At 71.0% G+C, this 16,692-nt stretch carries 15 protein-coding genes; 14 read left to right on the top strand and 1 reads right to left on the bottom strand.

Annotation, left to right across the window (positions count from 1 at the left end; all coding sequences use genetic code 11):
- The first annotated feature begins 1 nt into the window (after position 1).
- The 8 genes from PV963_RS08335 to nusB all read left to right on the top strand — a co-directional run bounded on the left by PV963_RS08335 (position 2) and on the right by nusB (position 7,744).
- Positions 2-817 carry a shikimate dehydrogenase gene (locus tag PV963_RS08335; protein WP_274815005.1) on the top strand — a complete coding sequence of 272 codons (816 nt, stop codon included), beginning with the start codon at positions 2-4 and terminating at the stop codon, positions 815-817.
- Between the two features lie 488 nt (positions 818-1,305).
- Positions 1,306-2,490 (top strand): chorismate synthase, encoded by a 1,185-nt coding sequence (gene aroC / locus PV963_RS08330; RefSeq protein WP_274815004.1) that lies wholly within the window; start codon positions 1,306-1,308, stop codon positions 2,488-2,490.
- A complete protein-coding gene (locus PV963_RS08325; protein WP_274815003.1) occupies positions 2,487-2,999 on the top strand; it encodes a shikimate kinase in 513 nt (170 codons plus the stop codon). Before aroC ends, PV963_RS08325 begins: the two co-directional genes overlap by 4 nt.
- Complete coding sequence (aroB, locus tag PV963_RS08320) at positions 2,996-4,087, top strand: 3-dehydroquinate synthase (protein ID WP_274815002.1); 1,092 nt, start codon at positions 2,996-2,998, stop codon at positions 4,085-4,087. Before PV963_RS08325 ends, aroB begins: the two co-directional genes overlap by 4 nt.
- A gap of 165 nt (positions 4,088-4,252) precedes the next feature.
- Positions 4,253-5,116, top strand: coding sequence for a Pro-rich N-terminal domain-containing protein (locus PV963_RS08315; RefSeq protein WP_274815001.1), 864 nt, complete (start codon positions 4,253-4,255; stop codon positions 5,114-5,116).
- A 459-nt stretch (positions 5,117-5,575) separates the two neighbouring features.
- Positions 5,576-6,691: an aminopeptidase P family protein gene (locus tag PV963_RS08310; protein ID WP_274815000.1), complete on the top strand. Its 1,116-nt coding sequence runs from the start codon at positions 5,576-5,578 to the stop codon at positions 6,689-6,691.
- A gap of 49 nt (positions 6,692-6,740) precedes the next feature.
- Positions 6,741-7,307, top strand: coding sequence for an elongation factor P (efp, locus tag PV963_RS08305; RefSeq protein ID WP_274814999.1), 567 nt, complete (start codon positions 6,741-6,743; stop codon positions 7,305-7,307).
- Between the two features lie 2 nt (positions 7,308-7,309).
- Positions 7,310-7,744 carry a transcription antitermination factor NusB gene (nusB, locus tag PV963_RS08300; RefSeq protein WP_274814998.1) on the top strand — a complete coding sequence of 145 codons (435 nt, stop codon included), beginning with the start codon at positions 7,310-7,312 and terminating at the stop codon, positions 7,742-7,744.
- Between the two features lie 162 nt (positions 7,745-7,906).
- Here nusB and bldD read toward each other — a convergent pair whose 3' ends face one another.
- Positions 7,907-8,410 (bottom strand): transcriptional regulator BldD, encoded by a 504-nt coding sequence (gene bldD / locus PV963_RS08295; protein ID WP_010046440.1) that lies wholly within the window; start codon positions 8,408-8,410, stop codon positions 7,907-7,909.
- Positions 8,411-8,676: 266 nt separating this feature from the next.
- Here bldD and pyrR point away from each other — a divergent pair, with 266 nt between their 5' ends.
- From pyrR to carB, 6 genes are all read left to right on the top strand, one after another.
- Positions 8,677-9,243 (top strand): bifunctional pyr operon transcriptional regulator/uracil phosphoribosyltransferase PyrR, encoded by a 567-nt coding sequence (gene pyrR / locus PV963_RS08290; protein ID WP_274814997.1) that lies wholly within the window; start codon positions 8,677-8,679, stop codon positions 9,241-9,243.
- 101 nt (positions 9,244-9,344) lie between these two features.
- Positions 9,345-10,322 (top strand): aspartate carbamoyltransferase catalytic subunit, encoded by a 978-nt coding sequence (locus PV963_RS08285; RefSeq protein WP_184981682.1) that lies wholly within the window; start codon positions 9,345-9,347, stop codon positions 10,320-10,322.
- 5 nt (positions 10,323-10,327) lie between these two features.
- Complete coding sequence (locus tag PV963_RS08280; RefSeq protein ID WP_274814996.1) at positions 10,328-11,614, top strand: dihydroorotase; 1,287 nt, start codon at positions 10,328-10,330, stop codon at positions 11,612-11,614.
- Entirely contained in the window at positions 11,611-12,180 is a 570-nt protein-coding gene (locus PV963_RS08275) for a hypothetical protein (protein WP_274814995.1), read from the top strand. Before PV963_RS08280 ends, PV963_RS08275 begins: the two co-directional genes overlap by 4 nt.
- On the top strand, positions 12,177-13,319 hold the full coding sequence (carA, locus tag PV963_RS08270; protein ID WP_274814994.1) for a glutamine-hydrolyzing carbamoyl-phosphate synthase small subunit: 1,143 nt from the start codon (positions 12,177-12,179) through the stop codon (positions 13,317-13,319). Before PV963_RS08275 ends, carA begins: the two co-directional genes overlap by 4 nt.
- Positions 13,312-16,629 carry a carbamoyl-phosphate synthase large subunit gene (gene carB, locus PV963_RS08265; RefSeq protein ID WP_274814993.1) on the top strand — a complete coding sequence of 1,106 codons (3,318 nt, stop codon included), beginning with the start codon at positions 13,312-13,314 and terminating at the stop codon, positions 16,627-16,629. Before carA ends, carB begins: the two co-directional genes overlap by 8 nt.
- The last annotated feature ends 63 nt before the right edge of the window (positions 16,630-16,692 follow it).

Here is a 16,692-nt window from a genome sequence, read left to right as displayed (position 1 = left end):
GATGGCCGCACCCCGCCGAGCCGCCGTTCTCGGCTCCCCGATCGCTCACTCACTGTCGCCGCGGCTGCACAACGCGGCGTACCGGGCGCTGGGACTTACCGACTGGTCCTACGACCGGTTCGAGATCGACGAGGACGCGCTGCCCGGGTTCCTCGAGGGGCTCGGTCCGGAGTGGGCCGGGCTGTCGCTGACCATGCCGCTGAAGCGGGCGGTGATCCCGCTGCTCGACGAGATCACCGACACGGCCGCCTCGGTGGAGGCGGTCAACACCGTGGTGTTCCGGCCGGACGGACGCCGGGTCGGCGACAACACCGACATCCCCGGCCTGGTGGCTGCGCTGCACGAACGTGGTGTGGAGAAGACGGAGAGCGCGGCGATCCTGGGCGCCGGGGCCACCGCGTCCTCGGCTCTCGCGGCGCTGGCCCGGATCTGCACGGGCGAGGTCGCCGTGTATGTGCGCAGCGAACGGCGCGCGGCGGAGATGCGCCAGTGGGGCGAGCGGCTCGGCGTCCGGGTCCGGCCCGCCGACTGGGCCGACGCCGCCCGCGCCTTCGAGGCGCCCCTGGTCATCTCCACGACCCCCGCAGGGGGCACGGACGCGCTGGCCGAGCAGGTGCCCGAGCGCGTGGGCACCCTGTTCGACGTGCTCTACGAGCCCTGGCCCACGCCCCTCGCCGCGGCGTGGGAGGAGCGGGGTGGACAGGTGCTGAGCGGCCTCGACCTGCTGGTCCACCAGGCGGTGTTCCAGTTCCGGCAGTTCACCGGCGACTCACGGTCGCCGCTCGCCGCGATGCGGGAGGCCGCTCAGCGGGGCTGACGTGTCAGCCGCACCAGCCCAGCGGGCTCGTGGACTCGTCGGTGTACGGCGACAAGGAGCTCCACCAGCGGGTCGAGCCGGAGTACTGGACGCACTTGCCCGCGGCCTTCACGCGCACGGGGGCCGGCGCAGGAGTTGCAGTTGCCCGAATCCTCGGTCCAGGTGCCGCCCTGGGCGCGGATGCCCACGCTGACGGGGTTGCTCGCCGCCTGGCCGGTATGAGGCGGCGGTTCCCTCCGACAGCTGATTTCCGGCCTGGGGACGGCGATTTCTGGCGCGGGCTCGGCTTGTGTTCGGCGGTGCGGCGGTCGGTGTCCATCGAGCCCGCCGTTCACGGCGTCCGTCAGCCGGACTCGGATCGGAGTCGTCCCCGTGGCATGGGAGGATCGGTGGTGCCGGACGGGCCGCGCACCCGGTCGGGCCGTAGCCGTACGCGATGAGGTGCGTACGCTGGGCAGTAAGCAGGCCGCGAACACTGAGGAGCACCGTTGAGCAGGTTGCGCTGGCTGACCGCGGGGGAATCCCACGGTCCCGCACTCGTCGCGACGCTGGAGGGTCTTCCCGCCGGCGTGCCGATCACCACGGAGATGGTGGCGGACCATCTCGCGAGGCGTCGCCTGGGCTATGGGCGCGGTGCCCGGATGAAGTTCGAGCAGGACGAGATCACCTTCCTCGGTGGCGTCCGGCACGGCCTCAGCCTCGGCTCCCCGGTCGCGATCATGGTGGGCAACACCGAGTGGCCCAAGTGGGAACAGGTCATGGCGGCCGACCCGGTCGACCCGGAGATCCTCGACGGCCTCGCCCGCAACGCGCCGCTGACCCGGCCCCGCCCCGGCCACGCCGACCTCGCGGGTATGCAGAAGTACGGCTTCGACGAGGCCCGTCCGATCCTGGAGCGCGCCTCCGCGCGGGAGACCGCGGCCCGGGTGGCCCTCGGAGCGGTGGCCCGGTCGTACCTGAAGGAGACGGCGGGCATCGAGATCGTCTCTCACGTGGTGGAGCTCGCGGGAGCGAAGGCGCCGTACGGCGTGTACCCGACGCCCGCGGACGTGGAGAAGCTGGACGCGGACCCGGTGCGCTGCCTGGACGCCGACGCGTCGAAGGCGATGGTCGCCGAGATCGACCAGGCCCACAAGGACGGCGACACCCTCGGCGGCGTGGTCGAGGTGCTGGCGTACGAGGTGCCGGTCGGCCTCGGTTCGCACGTGCACTGGGACCGCCGCCTGGACGCCCGCCTGGCCGCCGCCCTGATGGGCATCCAGGCGATCAAGGGAGTCGAGGTCGGCGACGGCTTCGACCTGGCACGCGTCCCCGGCTCCAAGGCGCACGACGAGATCGTCGCGACCGACGAGGGCATCAAGCGGACCACCGGCCGCTCCGGCGGTACCGAGGGCGGGCTGTCCACGGGTGAGCTGCTGCGCGTGCGGGCGGCGATGAAGCCGATCGCGACCGTGCCGCGGGCGCTGAAGACGGTGGACGTCGTCACCGGCGAGGCCACTGCCGCCCACCACCAGCGTTCCGACGTGTGCGCGGTGCCGGCCGCCGGCATCGTCGCCGAGGCGATGGTCGCCCTCGTCCTCGCGGACGCGGTCGCGGAGAAGTTCGGCGGCGACAACGTGGCCGAGACCCGCCGCAACGTCCGGTCCTACCTCGACAACCTGGCCATCCGATGAGCCCGCTGATCGTGCTGGTCGGCCCGATGGGCGTGGGCAAGTCCACCGTCGGGCAGCTGCTGGCCGAGCGGCTGGGGACCGGCTACCGGGACACCGACGACGACATCGTCGCCGCGCAGGGCCGGACGATCGCCGAGATCTTCGTCGAGGAGGGCGAGTCCGCCTTCCGCGCGATCGAGAAGCAGTCCGTGCACGAGGCACTGGCCGGGCATGACGGTGTGCTGGCCCTGGGCGGCGGCGCCGTCCTCGACCCGGACACGCGCGCGCTGCTCGCCGGGCAGCGCGTGGTGTACCTGTCGATGGACGTCGAGGAGGCGGTCAAGCGCACCGGCCTCAACGCGGCCCGGCCGCTGCTCGCCGTCAACCCGCGCAAGCAGTGGCGCGAGCTGATGGAGGCCCGTCGGCACCTCTACGAGGAGGTCGCCACAGCCGTGGTCGCCACCGACGGCCGCACCCCCGAAGAAGTCACCCGAGCCGCCCTGGACGCACTGGAGTTGAAGGACGCATGAGTGAGGCAGTGACCCGGATCCAGGTCGGCGGCACGGCGGGAACCGAGCCCTACGAGGTCCTCGTGGGCCGGCAACTCCTCGGCGAGCTCCCCGGATTGATCGGAGACAAGGCCAAGCGGGTCGCGATCGTCCACCCCGAGGCACTGGCCGAGACGGGTGAGGCCCTGCGCGCCGACCTGGCCGGGCAGGGTTACGAGGCGGTCGCCATCCAGGTGCCCAACGCCGAGGAGGCCAAGACCGCCGAGGTCGCCGCCTACTGCTGGAAGGCGCTGGGCCAGTCCGGATTCACGCGCACGGACGTCATCGTCGGTGTCGGCGGCGGTGCGACCACCGACCTGGCCGGGTTCGTGGCCGCCACCTGGCTGCGCGGGGTGCGCTGGATCGCGATCCCGACCACCGTGCTCGCCATGGTCGACGCGGCCGTCGGCGGCAAGACCGGCATCAACACCGCCGAGGGCAAGAACCTGGTCGGTGCCTTCCACCCGCCCGCCGGTGTCCTCTGCGACCTCGCCGCGCTGGACTCCCTCCCGGTCAACGACTACGTCTCCGGACTCGCGGAGGTCATCAAGGCCGGCTTCATCGCCGACCCGATGATCCTGGACCTCATCGAGTCCGACCCCGAGGGCGCCCGCACCCCGGCCGGCCCGCACACCGCCGAGCTCATCGAGCGCGCCATCCGGGTCAAGGCCGACGTGGTGTCGTCCGACCTGAAGGAGTCGGGCCTGCGCGAGATCCTCAACTACGGCCATACGCTCGGCCACGCCATCGAGAAGAACGAGCGCTACAAGTGGCGGCACGGCGCGGCCGTCTCGGTGGGCATGCACTTCGCCGCCGAACTCGGCCGCCTGGCAGGCCGGTTGGACGACGCGACGGCCGACCGCCACCGGACCATCCTCGAATCGGTCGGGCTGCCCCTGCACTACCGCCACGACCAGTGGCCCAAGCTGCTGGAGACCATGAAGGTCGACAAGAAGTCCCGCGGTGACCTGCTGCGCTTCATCGTCCTCGACGGTCTGGCCAAGCCCACGGTTCTGGAGGGACCCGACCCGGCCGTGCTGCTCGCCGCGTACGGCGAAGTCGGACAGTAAGTCCCCAGGCGCGCCTTCCGCCCGGAATCGCCTTACGGGGCCGGGCACTTCGGACCGCCCCCGGCCGTTCACACAACACTGGCCGGGGGCGGTACCGTTCGGTAGCAGCGGGGTTTCGCCCCCGCTGTCAGCGCCCATCGCCTGTACGAGACGGAGTGGCACCGGATGCAGCACGCAGTGGGTTCTCCGCTGCCGCCGCCCCACCAGCCGGGGCACGGACCGGCCGTCGGCCCTTCGCCGGCCGCACACCACCCGGGTCCGCACCACCCGGGTGCGCACCAGGGCTCCGCGCCAGTGCCCCCGCCGCCCCCGGCGCCCGGTTATCCCGCGCCCCCGCCCGGGTCGGCCTCGCCCCCGCCACAGGCCTCCGTCCCTCCGGTGCCGGACACCACCGGCCATGTGCCGCTGCCGCCCGGCGGCCCAGTCGCCATGCCCAGCGCGCCGCACGCGACGGCGGTCCCCGACCCGGCCGGTACGACGCTTGCCGTGCTGCTGATCGGGCCCGCGGGTGCCGGGAAGACCAGCGTCGCCAAGTACTGGGCGGACCATCGCCGGGTCCCCACGGCGCACATCAGCCTCGACGACGTACGGGAGTGGGTCCGCTCGGGCTTCGCCGACCCCCAGTCCGGGTGGAACGACAACTCCGAGGCGCAGTACCGCCTCGCCCGCCGCACCTGTGGCTTCGCCGCGCGGAACTTCCTGGCCAACGGCATCTCCTGCATCCTCGACGACGCGGTCTTTCCTGACCGTCCCGTCGTCGGCCTCGGCGGCTGGAAGCGGCACGTCGGGCCGGGCCTGCTGCCGGTCGTCCTCCTTCCCGGACTGGACATCGTCCTGGAACGCAACGCGCAGCGCACGGGCAATCGGCGGCTGACGGACGAGGAGGTCGCCCGTATCCATGGGCGGATGGCCGGGTGGTACGGGTCCGGTCTGCCGATCATCGACAACTCGCAGCTGGATGTCCCGGAGACGGCGCGGGTGCTGGACGATGTGCTGGCCAGGTCTATCGCGAGTCCGCCGCAGTGGTAGGCGGCGGGGGGTCGGTGGCCCGGTGCTGAGGGTGCTCGGCGTTGTTGCTGAGGCCGGATGGGTCCGCAGCCCGGCGGAGCGGGGTGCCTCCCCCAAGCTCTCGGCTTCGCTCGAGCAGGGGGTACCCCCATCGCCCACCCGTGCCGCCCTGGGGGCACCTCCCAGGCCCTTAAGGCACTGGGGGAGGCACGACTGCCCGCAGCTCCGGCCGGGATGCAGCCGCACCCGCGTCCCCGCCCCACCCCCGGCCCGTAGGCGAAGGCGCGCACCCCCACCGCACCCGCGCGCGGACGCACTGCCCAATCCCACCGCACCCGCGCAGGTGCACCGCCCCGCCCAGCGCGCAGGCGCACCGCCCAGCCGGCCACCCCCGCGCAGGCGTACCCCCAGCCGTCGCAGGCGACCCCCACTCGGCCCTCCCGACCGGCGACATCCCCCCGCCGCTCGTAGGCTCGGGTCATGTCAGAGGTGTACGCGGCCCGCCGGACGCGTCTGAGGGAATACTGCAACGCGGGCGGCAGCGCGGCGGCGCTGGTCTCCCGCCCCGCCAATGTGCTCTATCTCGCGGGCGCCGCCCCGCACGGCGCCGTTCTGCTGCTGGGCAAGACCGAGGACCAGGACCTCCTGGTGTGTGCCGGACCGACAGCCGACCGCCCCACGCAGGAGCGCCCCGACGAGGCCCTGCGCGTACAGACCCTGCCCGGTGTCGGCGGCGGCGACCCGGCCGTCGCGGCCGCAGGCCTCGCCGCGGGCCAGGGCGCCGACTCCCTCGCCGTGGAGGAGCACCACCTCACCGTGGCCCGGCACCGCGCCCTCGGCTCGGTCGCCCCCCGGCTGCGCCTGGCCAACCTCGGCGGCGCCGTGGAGCAGCTCAGGGTCGTCAAGGACGAGGAGGAGATCTCCTGCCTCCGCATCGGCGCCGAGATCACCGACCAGGCCCTCGGCGAACTGCTGGAGTCCATCCTCGTCGGGCGGACCGAGCGCCATCTCGCCCTGGAGCTCGAAAGACGCCTCGTGGATCATGGAGCCGACGGCCCGGCCTTTCCCACCTCCGTCGCCACGGGGCCGAACGCCGGGCGCCCCGGGCACCGGCCCACCGACCGGCGCGTCGAGGAGGGCGACTTCCTCTCCGTCTGCCTCGGCGCGACGTACCGCGGCTACCGCTGCGAGATCGGCCGGACGTTCGTCATCGGCACCGCTCCCGCGGACTGGCAGATCGAGCTGTACGACCTGGTCTTCGCGGCGCAGCGCGCCGGACGTGAGAGCCTGGTACCCGGCGCCGCCTGCCGGGACGTCGACCGCGCCGCCCGCCAGGTCCTGGACTCCGCGGGGTACACGGAGGGCCTCACGGCCCTGACCGGACACGGTGTGGGGCTCGAAATCGATGAGGACCCTCAAATGAGTCCCGCGGCCATGGGTAAACTGGACGCTTGCGTGCCGGTCACCGTCGAACCTGGGATCCACCTCCCGGGACGGGGCGGTGTCCGGATCGATGACACGCTCGTCGTCCGCCCCGAGGCGGATGGCGGACCCGAGCTACTCACCATCACGACCAAGGAGCTGCTCGCCCTGTAGGCAGGTGCGTGCCCCGGGGTCGTACGTCAGTCCAGGAGATTCCGCAACCGTGGCTTCCACGAACGACCTCAAGAACGGCATGGTGCTCAAGCTCGAAGGCGGCCAGCTCTGGTCCGTCGTCGAGTTCCAGCACGTCAAGCCCGGCAAGGGCCCGGCCTTCGTGCGCACCAAGCTCAAGAACGTGCTCTCCGGCAAGGTCGTCGACAAGACCTTCAACGCCGGCGTCAAGGTCGAAACGGCCACCGTCGACAAGCGCGACATGCAGTTCTCCTACATGGACGGCGACTACTTCGTCTTCATGGACATGGAGACCTACGACCAGCTCATGGTCGACCGCAAGGCCGTCGGCGACGCCGCCAACTTCCTCGTCGAGGGCTTCACGGCCACGGTCGCCCAGCACGAGGGCGAGGTGCTCTTCGTCGAGCTGCCGGCCGCCGTCGAGCTGAGCGTCCAGGAGACCGAGCCGGGCGTCCAGGGCGACCGCTCCACCGGCGGCACCAAGCCCGCCACGCTGGAGACCGGCCACCAGATCCAGGTCCCGCTCTTCATCACCACCGGTGAGAAGATCAAGGTCGACACCCGCACCAGCGACTACCTCGGCCGGGTGAACAGCTAACCGTGGCTGCCCGCAACACGGCCCGCAAGCGCGCCTTCCAGATCCTCTTCGAGGGCGACCAGCGCGGCGCCGAGGTCCTGACCGTCCTCGCCGACTGGGTCCGGCTCTCCCGGGCCGACACCCGGCAGCCGCCGGTGAGCGAGTACACGATGGAGCTGGTCGAGGGCTACGCGCAGCACGCGAAGCGCATCGACGAGCTGATCGCCCAGTACTCGGTCGGCTGGACGCTCGACAGGATGCCGGTCGTCGACCGCAACATCCTGAGGCTCGGTGCCTATGAGCTGATCTGGGTCGACGAGACCCCGGACGCCGTCGTCCTCGACGAGATGGTGCAGCTGGCGAAGGAGTTCTCCACGGACGAGTCGCCCTCGTTCGTGAACGGCCTGCTCGGACGGCTGAAGGAGCTCAAGCCCTCGCTCCGCCGCGACGAGGTCTGAGAGACGGAACGCCGGAGGGCCCGCAGCGTCCACGCTGCGGGCCCTCCGGCATTCCCGTACGTTCGAGGGCTGCCAGGCCCTCAGAACGCCGCCGGGGTGGCCGAAACCATATGGTTTCGGCCACCCCGGCGGCACGTTTCTGCTGTCCCCCCCCCGGAGCGGTCAGCCCTCCTCGTGGGTGGCCACCGCGCGACGCGCGTCCGCGTCCAGGACGCCCCAGCTGATCAGCTGCTCGGTGAGGACCGAAGGCGACTGGTCGTAGATGACGGCGAGTGTGCGCAGGTCGTCCTGGCGGATCGAGAGCACCTTGCCGTTGTAGTCACCGCGCTGCGACTGGATCGTGGCCGCGTAGCGCTGCAGGGGGCCCGCCTTCTCGGCCGGCACCGTGGCCAGCCGCTCCAGGTCCAGGACCAGCTTCGGCGGCGGCTCGGCGGCGCCGCCCGGGGTGGTGCCCGGGAGCAGCTCCTGCACCGGAACGCCGTAGAAATCCGCCAGCTCGGCAAGGCGCTGCACGGTCACGGCGCGGTCGCCGCGCTCGTACGAACCGACCACGACCGCCTTCCAGCGTCCCTGGGACTTCTCCTCGACACCGTGGAGGGAAAGGCCCTGCTGGGTGCGGATCGCCCGGAGCTTGGCCCCGAGCTGTTTGGCGTATTCGCTGGACATATAGCTCCCCGGCACTGTGTCGACGCGTCTGGCGTGGGTGCCAGGCCGCGCGGCTGGTAACTCACTGTGAGGTTACGCAGCGTTACTCTGCCGCGTCAAGCCGAATGGTCCGCACCGACTCTTCCGTGGTATCGGCACTCGGTTAGGCCGAGTGGGTGATCCGAGGGGGCCGTCCGGGCGACAGTGAGGGCCTGCTACCGTGGATGGCGCAATCCCGACGTCCTTTAAGGTCCGTCCCGTGAGGCGGAGAAGGAGGTCCGTTTCGTATGGACACGCACGACTCGCAGTCCGATGCCCGGCCCGTTCTCGAAGGGCCCGACATCGCGCGGGTACTGACCCGCATCGCCCACGAGATCGTCGAACGCGCAAAGGGTGCCGACGACGTGGTGCTCCTCGGCATTCCGACCCGGGGCGTCTTCCTCGCCCGGCGGATCGCCGACAAGCTCGAGCAGATCACCGAGCGCAAGGTTCCGTGCGGCTCGCTCGACATCACCATGTACCGCGACGACCTGCGCATGCACCCGCCGCGTGCCCTGGCCCGCACCGACATCCCCGGCGACGGCATCGACGGCAAGCTGGTCGTCCTCGTCGACGACGTCCTCTTCTCCGGCCGCACCATCCGCGCCGCCCTCGACGCCCTGAACGACATCGGGCGCCCCCGCGCGGTGCAGCTCGCGGTCCTCGTCGACCGCGGTCACCGCGAACTGCCCATCCGCGCCGACTACGTCGGCAAGAACCTCCCCACGTCGTTGCGGGAGACGGTCAAGGTCCAGCTCGCCGAGGAGGACGGTCGCGACACCGTGCTGCTCGGTGCCAAGCAGACCGCCCAGTAGCGCCTCGGGCGTACGCCGCTGTCGTACGCCGGCTCAGTGCGCCCCTCGCGCGCCCGTCTGCCCCATTTCTCCAGTTTGAACTGCCTTACGGAGCCTGACAGATGCAGCGTCATCTCATCTCGGCCGCCGACCTCACCCGCGACGACGCCGTCCTGATCCTCGACACCGCCGAGGAGATGGCCCGGGTCGCCGACCGGCCGATCAAGAAGCTGCCGACCCTGCGCGGCCGCACGATCGTCAACCTCTTCTTCGAGGACTCCACCCGGACCCGGATCTCCTTCGAGGCCGCCGAGAAGCGGCTCTCCGCGGACGTCATCAACTTCTCCGCCAAGGGTTCGAGCGTGTCCAAGGGCGAGTCCCTGAAGGACACCGCCCAGACGCTGGAGGCCATGGGCGTCGACGCCGTGGTCATCCGGCACGGTGCCTCAGGAGCCCCGTACCGGCTGGCGAACTCCGGCTGGATCGACGCGGTCGTCGTCAACGCCGGCGACGGCACCCACCAGCACCCCACCCAGGCCCTGCTGGACGCCTTCACCATGCGCCGCCGTCTGATCGGCCCGGACGCCGGGATCGGCCAGGACCTCGAAGGCAAGCGCATCACCATCGTCGGCGACGTCCTGCACAGCCGGGTCGCCCGCTCCAACGTCGACCTGCTGCACACCCTCGGCGCCGAGGTCACCCTCGTCGCCCCGCCGACCCTGGTGCCCGTCGGCATCGAGACCTGGCCCTGCGAGGTGTCGTACGACCTCGACAGCACGCTGCCCAAGTCCGACGCCGTGATGATGCTGCGCGTCCAGCGCGAGCGCATGAACGCCGCCTTCTTCCCGACCGAGCGCGAGTACTCCCGGCGCTACGGACTCGACGGCGACCGCATGGCGCGGATGCCCGAGCACGCCGTCGTGATGCACCCAGGCCCGATGGTCCGCGGCATGGAGATCACCGCCGAGGTCGCCGACTCCGACCGCTGCACCGTCGTCGAGCAGGTCGCGAACGGAGTCTCCATCCGGATGGCCGTCCTGTACCTGCTGCTGGGCGGAAACGAACCCGCCGTCACCCACACCCGTACCGAGGAGAAGTAAGACAGATGAGCAAGATCCTGATCCGTGGTGCGAAGGTGCTGGGCGGGGAGCCGCAGGACGTGCTGATCGACGGCGGGACGATCGCGGAGGTCGGCAGCGGGCTGTCCGCCGAGGGCGCCGAGGTCGTCGAGGCCGAGGGCAAGGTGCTGCTGCCGGGCCTGGTCGACCTGCACACGCATCTGCGCGAGCCGGGCCGCGAGGACTCCGAGACCGTCCTCACCGGTACCCGCGCCGCGGCCTCCGGCGGCTACACCACCGTCTTCGCCATGGCCAACACCTTCCCGGTCGCCGACACCGCCGGTGTCGTCGAGCAGGTCTGGCGGCTCGGCAAGGAGCACGGCTACTGCGACGTCCAGCCGATCGGTGCCGTCACCGTCGGCCTGGAGGGCAGGAAACTCGCCGAACTGGGCGCCATGCACGAGTCGGCCGCCGGGGTCACCGTCTTCTCCGACGACGGCAAGTGCGTCCACGACGCCGTGATCATGCGCCGCGCCCTGGAGTACGTGAAGGCCTTCGGCGGTGTCGTCGCGCAGCACGCGCAGGAGCCGCGGCTGACCGAGGGCGCCGAGATGAACGAGGGCGTCGTCTCCGCCGAGCTGGGGCTCGGGGGCTGGCCCGCGGTGGCCGAAGAATCGATCATCGCCCGGGATGTCCTGCTCGCCGACCACGTCGGCTCCCGCGTCCACATCTGCCACCTGTCGACCGCCGGGTCCGTCGAGATCGTCCGCTGGGCCAAGTCCCGCGGCATCGCCGTCACCGCCGAGGTCACCCCGCACCATCTCCTCCTCACCGACGAGCTGGTCCGCACGTACAACCCCGTCTACAAGGTCAACCCGCCGCTGCGCACCGAGCGCGACGTGATGGCCCTTCGCGAGGCGCTCGCCGACGGCACGATCGACATCGTCGCCACCGACCACGCCCCGCACCCGCACGAGGACAAGGACTGCGAGTGGGCCGCGGCCGCCATGGGCATGGTCGGCCTGGAGACCGCGTTGTCAGTGGTGCAGGAGACCATGGTCGACACGGGCCTGCTGGACTGGGCCGGCGTCGCCGACCGGATGTCCTTCAAGCCCGCGCAGATCGGACAGGCCACGGGCCACGGCCGTCCCGTCTCGGCAGGTGAGCCCGCCAACCTCACCCTCGTCGACACGGCATACCGTGGGCTCGTGGAACCCGCGGGCTTCGCCTCGCGCAGCCGCAACACCCCCTACGAGGGCCGTGAGCTGCCGGGCCGTGTGACGCACACGTGGCTGCGGGGCAGGGCCACGCTCGTCGACGGGAAGCTCACGTGACACCTGTACTCTGGCTCGCCGCCGAGAAGGAATCGGCGCAAGTGACCGACTGGGCCGCCCGCATCGGCTGGGTCGTCGGCCTCGCCCTGTTCGTCGCGCTCGTCTACTGGCTGATGCGCGAGGGCTGGAAGTGGCGCGGCACGCTCCAGGGCGACCTGCCCGAGCTGCCCACGACCCCGGACGAGACGGGCCCGGCGCGCCTGACGACGAGCGGCCGCTACCACGGCTCCACCACCGCCGGACAGTGGCTCGACCGCATCGTCGCGCACGGTCTGGGCACCCGCAGCCGCGCCGAGCTCACGCTCACGGACGCCGGACTGGACGTCGTACGCCCCGGGGCGAGCGACTTCTTCGTCCCGGCCGCACAGCTGCGCGAGGCCCGGCTCGACAAGGGCATCGCCGGCAAGGTGCTCACCGAGGGCGGCCTCCTCGTCGTCACCTGGGAGCACGGCGACCGGCTGATCGACTCCGGCTTCCGCTCCGACCACGCGGCCGAGCACAACGAGTGGGTCGAGGCCATCAACTCCATGATCGAAACGAACAGCAGGGAAGGCGCCGAACGATGACCACCTCCACCAGGGGAGCCGCCAAAACTCCCGCCGTACTCGTCCTGGAGGACGGCCGGGTCTTCCGCGGCCGTGCCTACGGGGCCGTGGGGGAGACCTTCGGCGAAGCGGTGTTCTCCACCGGCATGACCGGCTACCAGGAGACCCTCACCGACCCCTCGTACCACCGCCAGGTCGTGGTGATGACCGCACCGCACGTCGGCAACACCGGCGTCAACGACGAGGACATGGAGTCCAAGCGCATCTGGGTCTCCGGGTACGTCGTGCGCGACCCCGCGCGCGTGCCGTCCAACTGGCGCTCCCGCCGCTCGCTGGACGAGGAACTGGCGGCGCAGGGCGTCGTCGGCATCTCCGGCATCGACACCCGCGCCCTCACCCGCCACCTGCGCGAGCGCGGCGCGATGCGCGTCGGCATCTTCAGCGGCGACGCGGTCAAGGACGACAGCGCACTCCTCGCGCGCGTGCAGGAAGCCCCGCAGATGAAGGGCGCGAACCTCTCCGCCGAGGTCGCCACCACCGAGCCGTACGTCGTCCCGGCCATCGGCGAGAAGAAGTTCACCGTCGCCGCCGTCGACCTCGGCATCAAGGGCATGACCCCGCACCGCATGGCCGAGCGCGGCATCGAGGTGCACGTGCTCCCGGCGACCGCGACCGTCGAGGACGTCTACGCGGTGAACCCGGACGGCGTGTTCTTCTCCAACGGCCCGGGCGACCCGGCCACCGCCGACCACCCCGTCTCCGTCATGCGGGGCGTCCTGGAGCGCGGCACCCCGCTGTTCGGCATCTGCTTCGGCAACCAGATCCTGGGCCGCGCGCTCGGCTTCGGCACCTACAAGCTGAAGTACGGCCACCGCGGCATCAACCAGCCGGTGCAGGACCGCACGACCGGCAAGGTCGAGGTCACCGCGCACAACCACGGCTTCGCCGTCGACGCCCCGCTCGACCAGGTCTCCGAGACCCCGTTCGGCCGCGCCGAGGTGTCGCACGTCTGCCTGAACGACAACGTGGTGGAGGGGCTCCAGCTCCTCGACCGCCCCGCCTTCAGCGTCCAGTACCACCCCGAAGCGGCAGCCGGCCCGCACGACGCCGCCTACCTGTTCGACCGCTTCGTATCCCTGATGGAGGGCCAGCGTGCCTAAGCGCACCGATATCCAGTCCGTCCTGGTCATCGGCTCCGGCCCGATCGTCATCGGCCAGGCCGCCGAGTTCGACTACTCCGGCACGCAGGCGTGCCGCGTCCTGAAGGCCGAGGGCCTCAGGGTCGTCCTGGTGAACTCCAACCCGGCGACGATCATGACCGACCCGGAGATCGCCGACGCCACCTACGTCGAGCCCATCACCCCCGAGTTCGTCGAGAAGATCATCGCCAAGGAGCGGCCCGACGCGCTGCTGCCCACCCTGGGTGGCCAGACGGCCCTCAACACCGCGATCTCGCTGCACGAGAACGGCGTCCTGAACAAGTACGGCGTCGAGCTGATCGGCGCCAACGTCGAGGCGATCCACAAGGGCGAGGACCGCGACCAGTTCAAGGAGGTCGTGGAGGAGGTCCGCAAGAAGATCGGCCACGGCGAGTCCGCCCGGTCCTACATCTGCCACTCCATGGACGACGTCCTCAAGGGCGTCGAGGAACTCGGCGGCTACCCGGTCGTCGTCCGCCCGTCCTTCACCATGGGCGGCGCCGGCTCCGGCTTCGCCCACGACGAGGAGGAGCTGCGCCGCATCGCCGGCCAGGGCCTGACGCTCTCGCCGACCACCGAGGTGCTCCTGGAAGAGTCCATCCTCGGCTGGAAGGAGTACGAGCTGGAGCTGATGCGCGACAAGCACGACAACGTCGTGGTCGTCTGCTCCATCGAGAACTTCGACCCCATGGGCGTGCACACGGGTGACTCGATCACCGTCGCCCCGGCGATGACCCTCACCGACCGCGAGTACCAGACCCTCCGCGACATCGGCATCGCCGTCATCCGCGAGGTCGGCGTCGACACCGGCGGCTGCAACATCCAGTTCGCGGTCAATCCCGAGGACGGCCGCGTCATCGTCATCGAGATGAACCCGCGCGTGTCCCGCTCCTCGGCGCTCGCCTCCAAGGCGACCGGCTTCCCGATCGCCAAGATCGCCGCCAAGCTCGCCGTCGGCTACACGCTGGACGAGATCCCGAACGACATCACGCAGGAGACGCCCGCCTCCTTCGAGCCGACGCTCGACTACGTGGTCGTGAAGGCCCCGCGCTTCGCCTTCGAGAAGTTCCCGAGCGCCGACTCCACCCTCACGACCACCATGAAGTCGGTCGGCGAGGCCATGGCCATCGGCCGCAACTTCACCGAGGCCTTCCAGAAGGCCCTGCGCTCGCTGGAGAAGAAGGGCAGCCAGTTCACCTTCGTCGGCGAACCCGGCTCCGCCGGAAACAAGGACGAGCTGCTGCGCGAGGCGGTCCGCCCCACCGACGGCCGCATCAACACCGTCATGCAGGCCATCCGCGCGGGCGCCACACCCGAAGAGGTCTTCGAGTACACGAAGATCGACCCCTGGTTCGTCGACCAGCTCTTCCTGATCAAGGAGATCGCGGACGAGCTCGCGGCCGCCGACGAGCTCACGCCCGACCTGCTCGCCGAGGCCAAGCGGCACGGCTTCTCCGACTCGCAGATCGGCGAGATCCGCGGCCTGCGCGAGGACGTCGTCCGCGAGGTCCGGCACGCGCTCGGCATCCGCCCGGTCTACAAGACGGTCGACACCTGCGCCGCCGAGTTCGCCGCGAAGACGCCGTACTTCTACTCCTCCTACGACGAGGAGACCGAGGTCGCGCCCCGCGAGAAGGCCGCCGTCATCATCCTGGGCTCCGGCCCGAACCGCATCGGCCAGGGCATCGAGTTCGACTACTCCTGCGTCCACGCCTCCTTCGCGCTGAGCGACGCCGGGTACGAGACCGTGATGGTCAACTGCAACCCGGAGACCGTCTCCACGGACTACGACACCTCCGACCGCCTGTACTTCGAGCCGCTGACGCTCGAGGACGTGCTGGAGATCGTCCACGCCGAGCAGCAGGCCGGCCCGGTCGCGGGCGTCGTCGTCCAGCTCGGCGGCCAGACCCCGCTGGGCCTGTCGCAGGCGCTCAAGGACAACGGCGTGCCCATCGTCGGCACCTCCCCGGAGGCCATCCACGCCGCCGAGGACCGCGGCGCCTTCGGCCGGGTCCTGAAGGAGGCCGGCCTCCCGGCCCCCAAGCACGGCACCGCCACCACCTTCGCCGAGGCCAAGGCCATCGCCGACGAGATCGGCTACCCGGTCCTGGTCCGCCCGTCGTACGTCCTCGGCGGACGCGGCATGGAGATCGTCTACGACGAGACCCGACTGGAGGCGTACATCGCCGAGTCGACGGAGATCAGCCCGTCCCGTCCGGTCCTCGTGGACCGGTTCCTGGACGACGCGATCGAGATCGACGTCGACGCGCTCTACGACGGCGAGGAGCTGTACCTCGGCGGCGTCATGGAGCACATCGAGGAGGCCGGCATCCACTCCGGCGACTCGGCGTGCGCCCTGCCCCCGATCACGCTCGGCGGCTTCGACATCAAGCGCCTGCGCGCCTCCACGGAGGGCATCGCGAAGGGCGTCGGGGTACGCGGCCTGATCAACATCCAGTTCGCGCTCGCGGGCGACATCCTCTACGTCCTGGAGGCCAACCCGCGCGCCTCGCGGACCGTCCCCTTCACCTCGAAGGCGACCGCGGTGCCGCTGGCCAAGGCCGCCGCCCGGATCTCGCTGGGCGCGACCATCGCCGAGCTGCGCGCCGAGGGCCTGCTGCCGGCCAGTGGCGACGGCGGCGAGCTGCCGTTCGACGCGCCGATCTCCGTCAAGGAGGCCGTCATGCCGTGGTCCCGCTTCCGCGACATCCACGGCCGCGGCGTCGACACGGTCCTCGGCCCGGAGATGCGCTCCACCGGCGAGGTCATGGGCATCGACTCCGTCTTCGGCACGGCGTACGCCAAGTCGCAGGCGGGCGCCTACGGCCCGCTGCCCACCAAGGGCCGCGCCTTCATCTCGGTCGCCAACCGCGACAAGCGCTCGATGATCTTCCCGGCCCGCGAGCTGGTCGCCCACGGCTTCGAGCTGCTGGCCACCTCCGGCACGGCCGAGGTCCTCAAGCGCAACGGCATCAACGCCACGATCGTGCGCAAGCAGTCCGAGGGCCCCGGCCCGAACGGCGAGAAGACCATCGTCCAGCTCATCCACGACGGCGAGGTCGACCTCATCGTCAACACCCCGTACGGCACCGGCGGCCGCCTCGACGGCTACGACATCCGTACGGCGGCCGTGGCACGCTCCGTGCCCTGCCTGACGACGGTCCAGGCGCTCGCGGCGGCGGTCCAGGGCATCGACGCCCTCAACCGCGGCGACGTGAGCGTCCGATCGCTCCAGGAACACGCGGAACACCTGACCGCGGCCCGCGACTAGCAGCCGAAGAGGGGGACACCGGAAACGGTGTCCCCCTCTTCGTGAGGACGTCCATGTCTTCGT

It is taken from the genome of Streptomyces coeruleorubidus (assembly GCF_028885415.1).
Taxonomy (GTDB): Bacteria; Actinomycetota; Actinomycetes; order Streptomycetales; family Streptomycetaceae; genus Streptomyces; species Streptomyces coeruleorubidus_A.
This window is presented reverse-complemented; position numbering and strand designations above follow the sequence as displayed.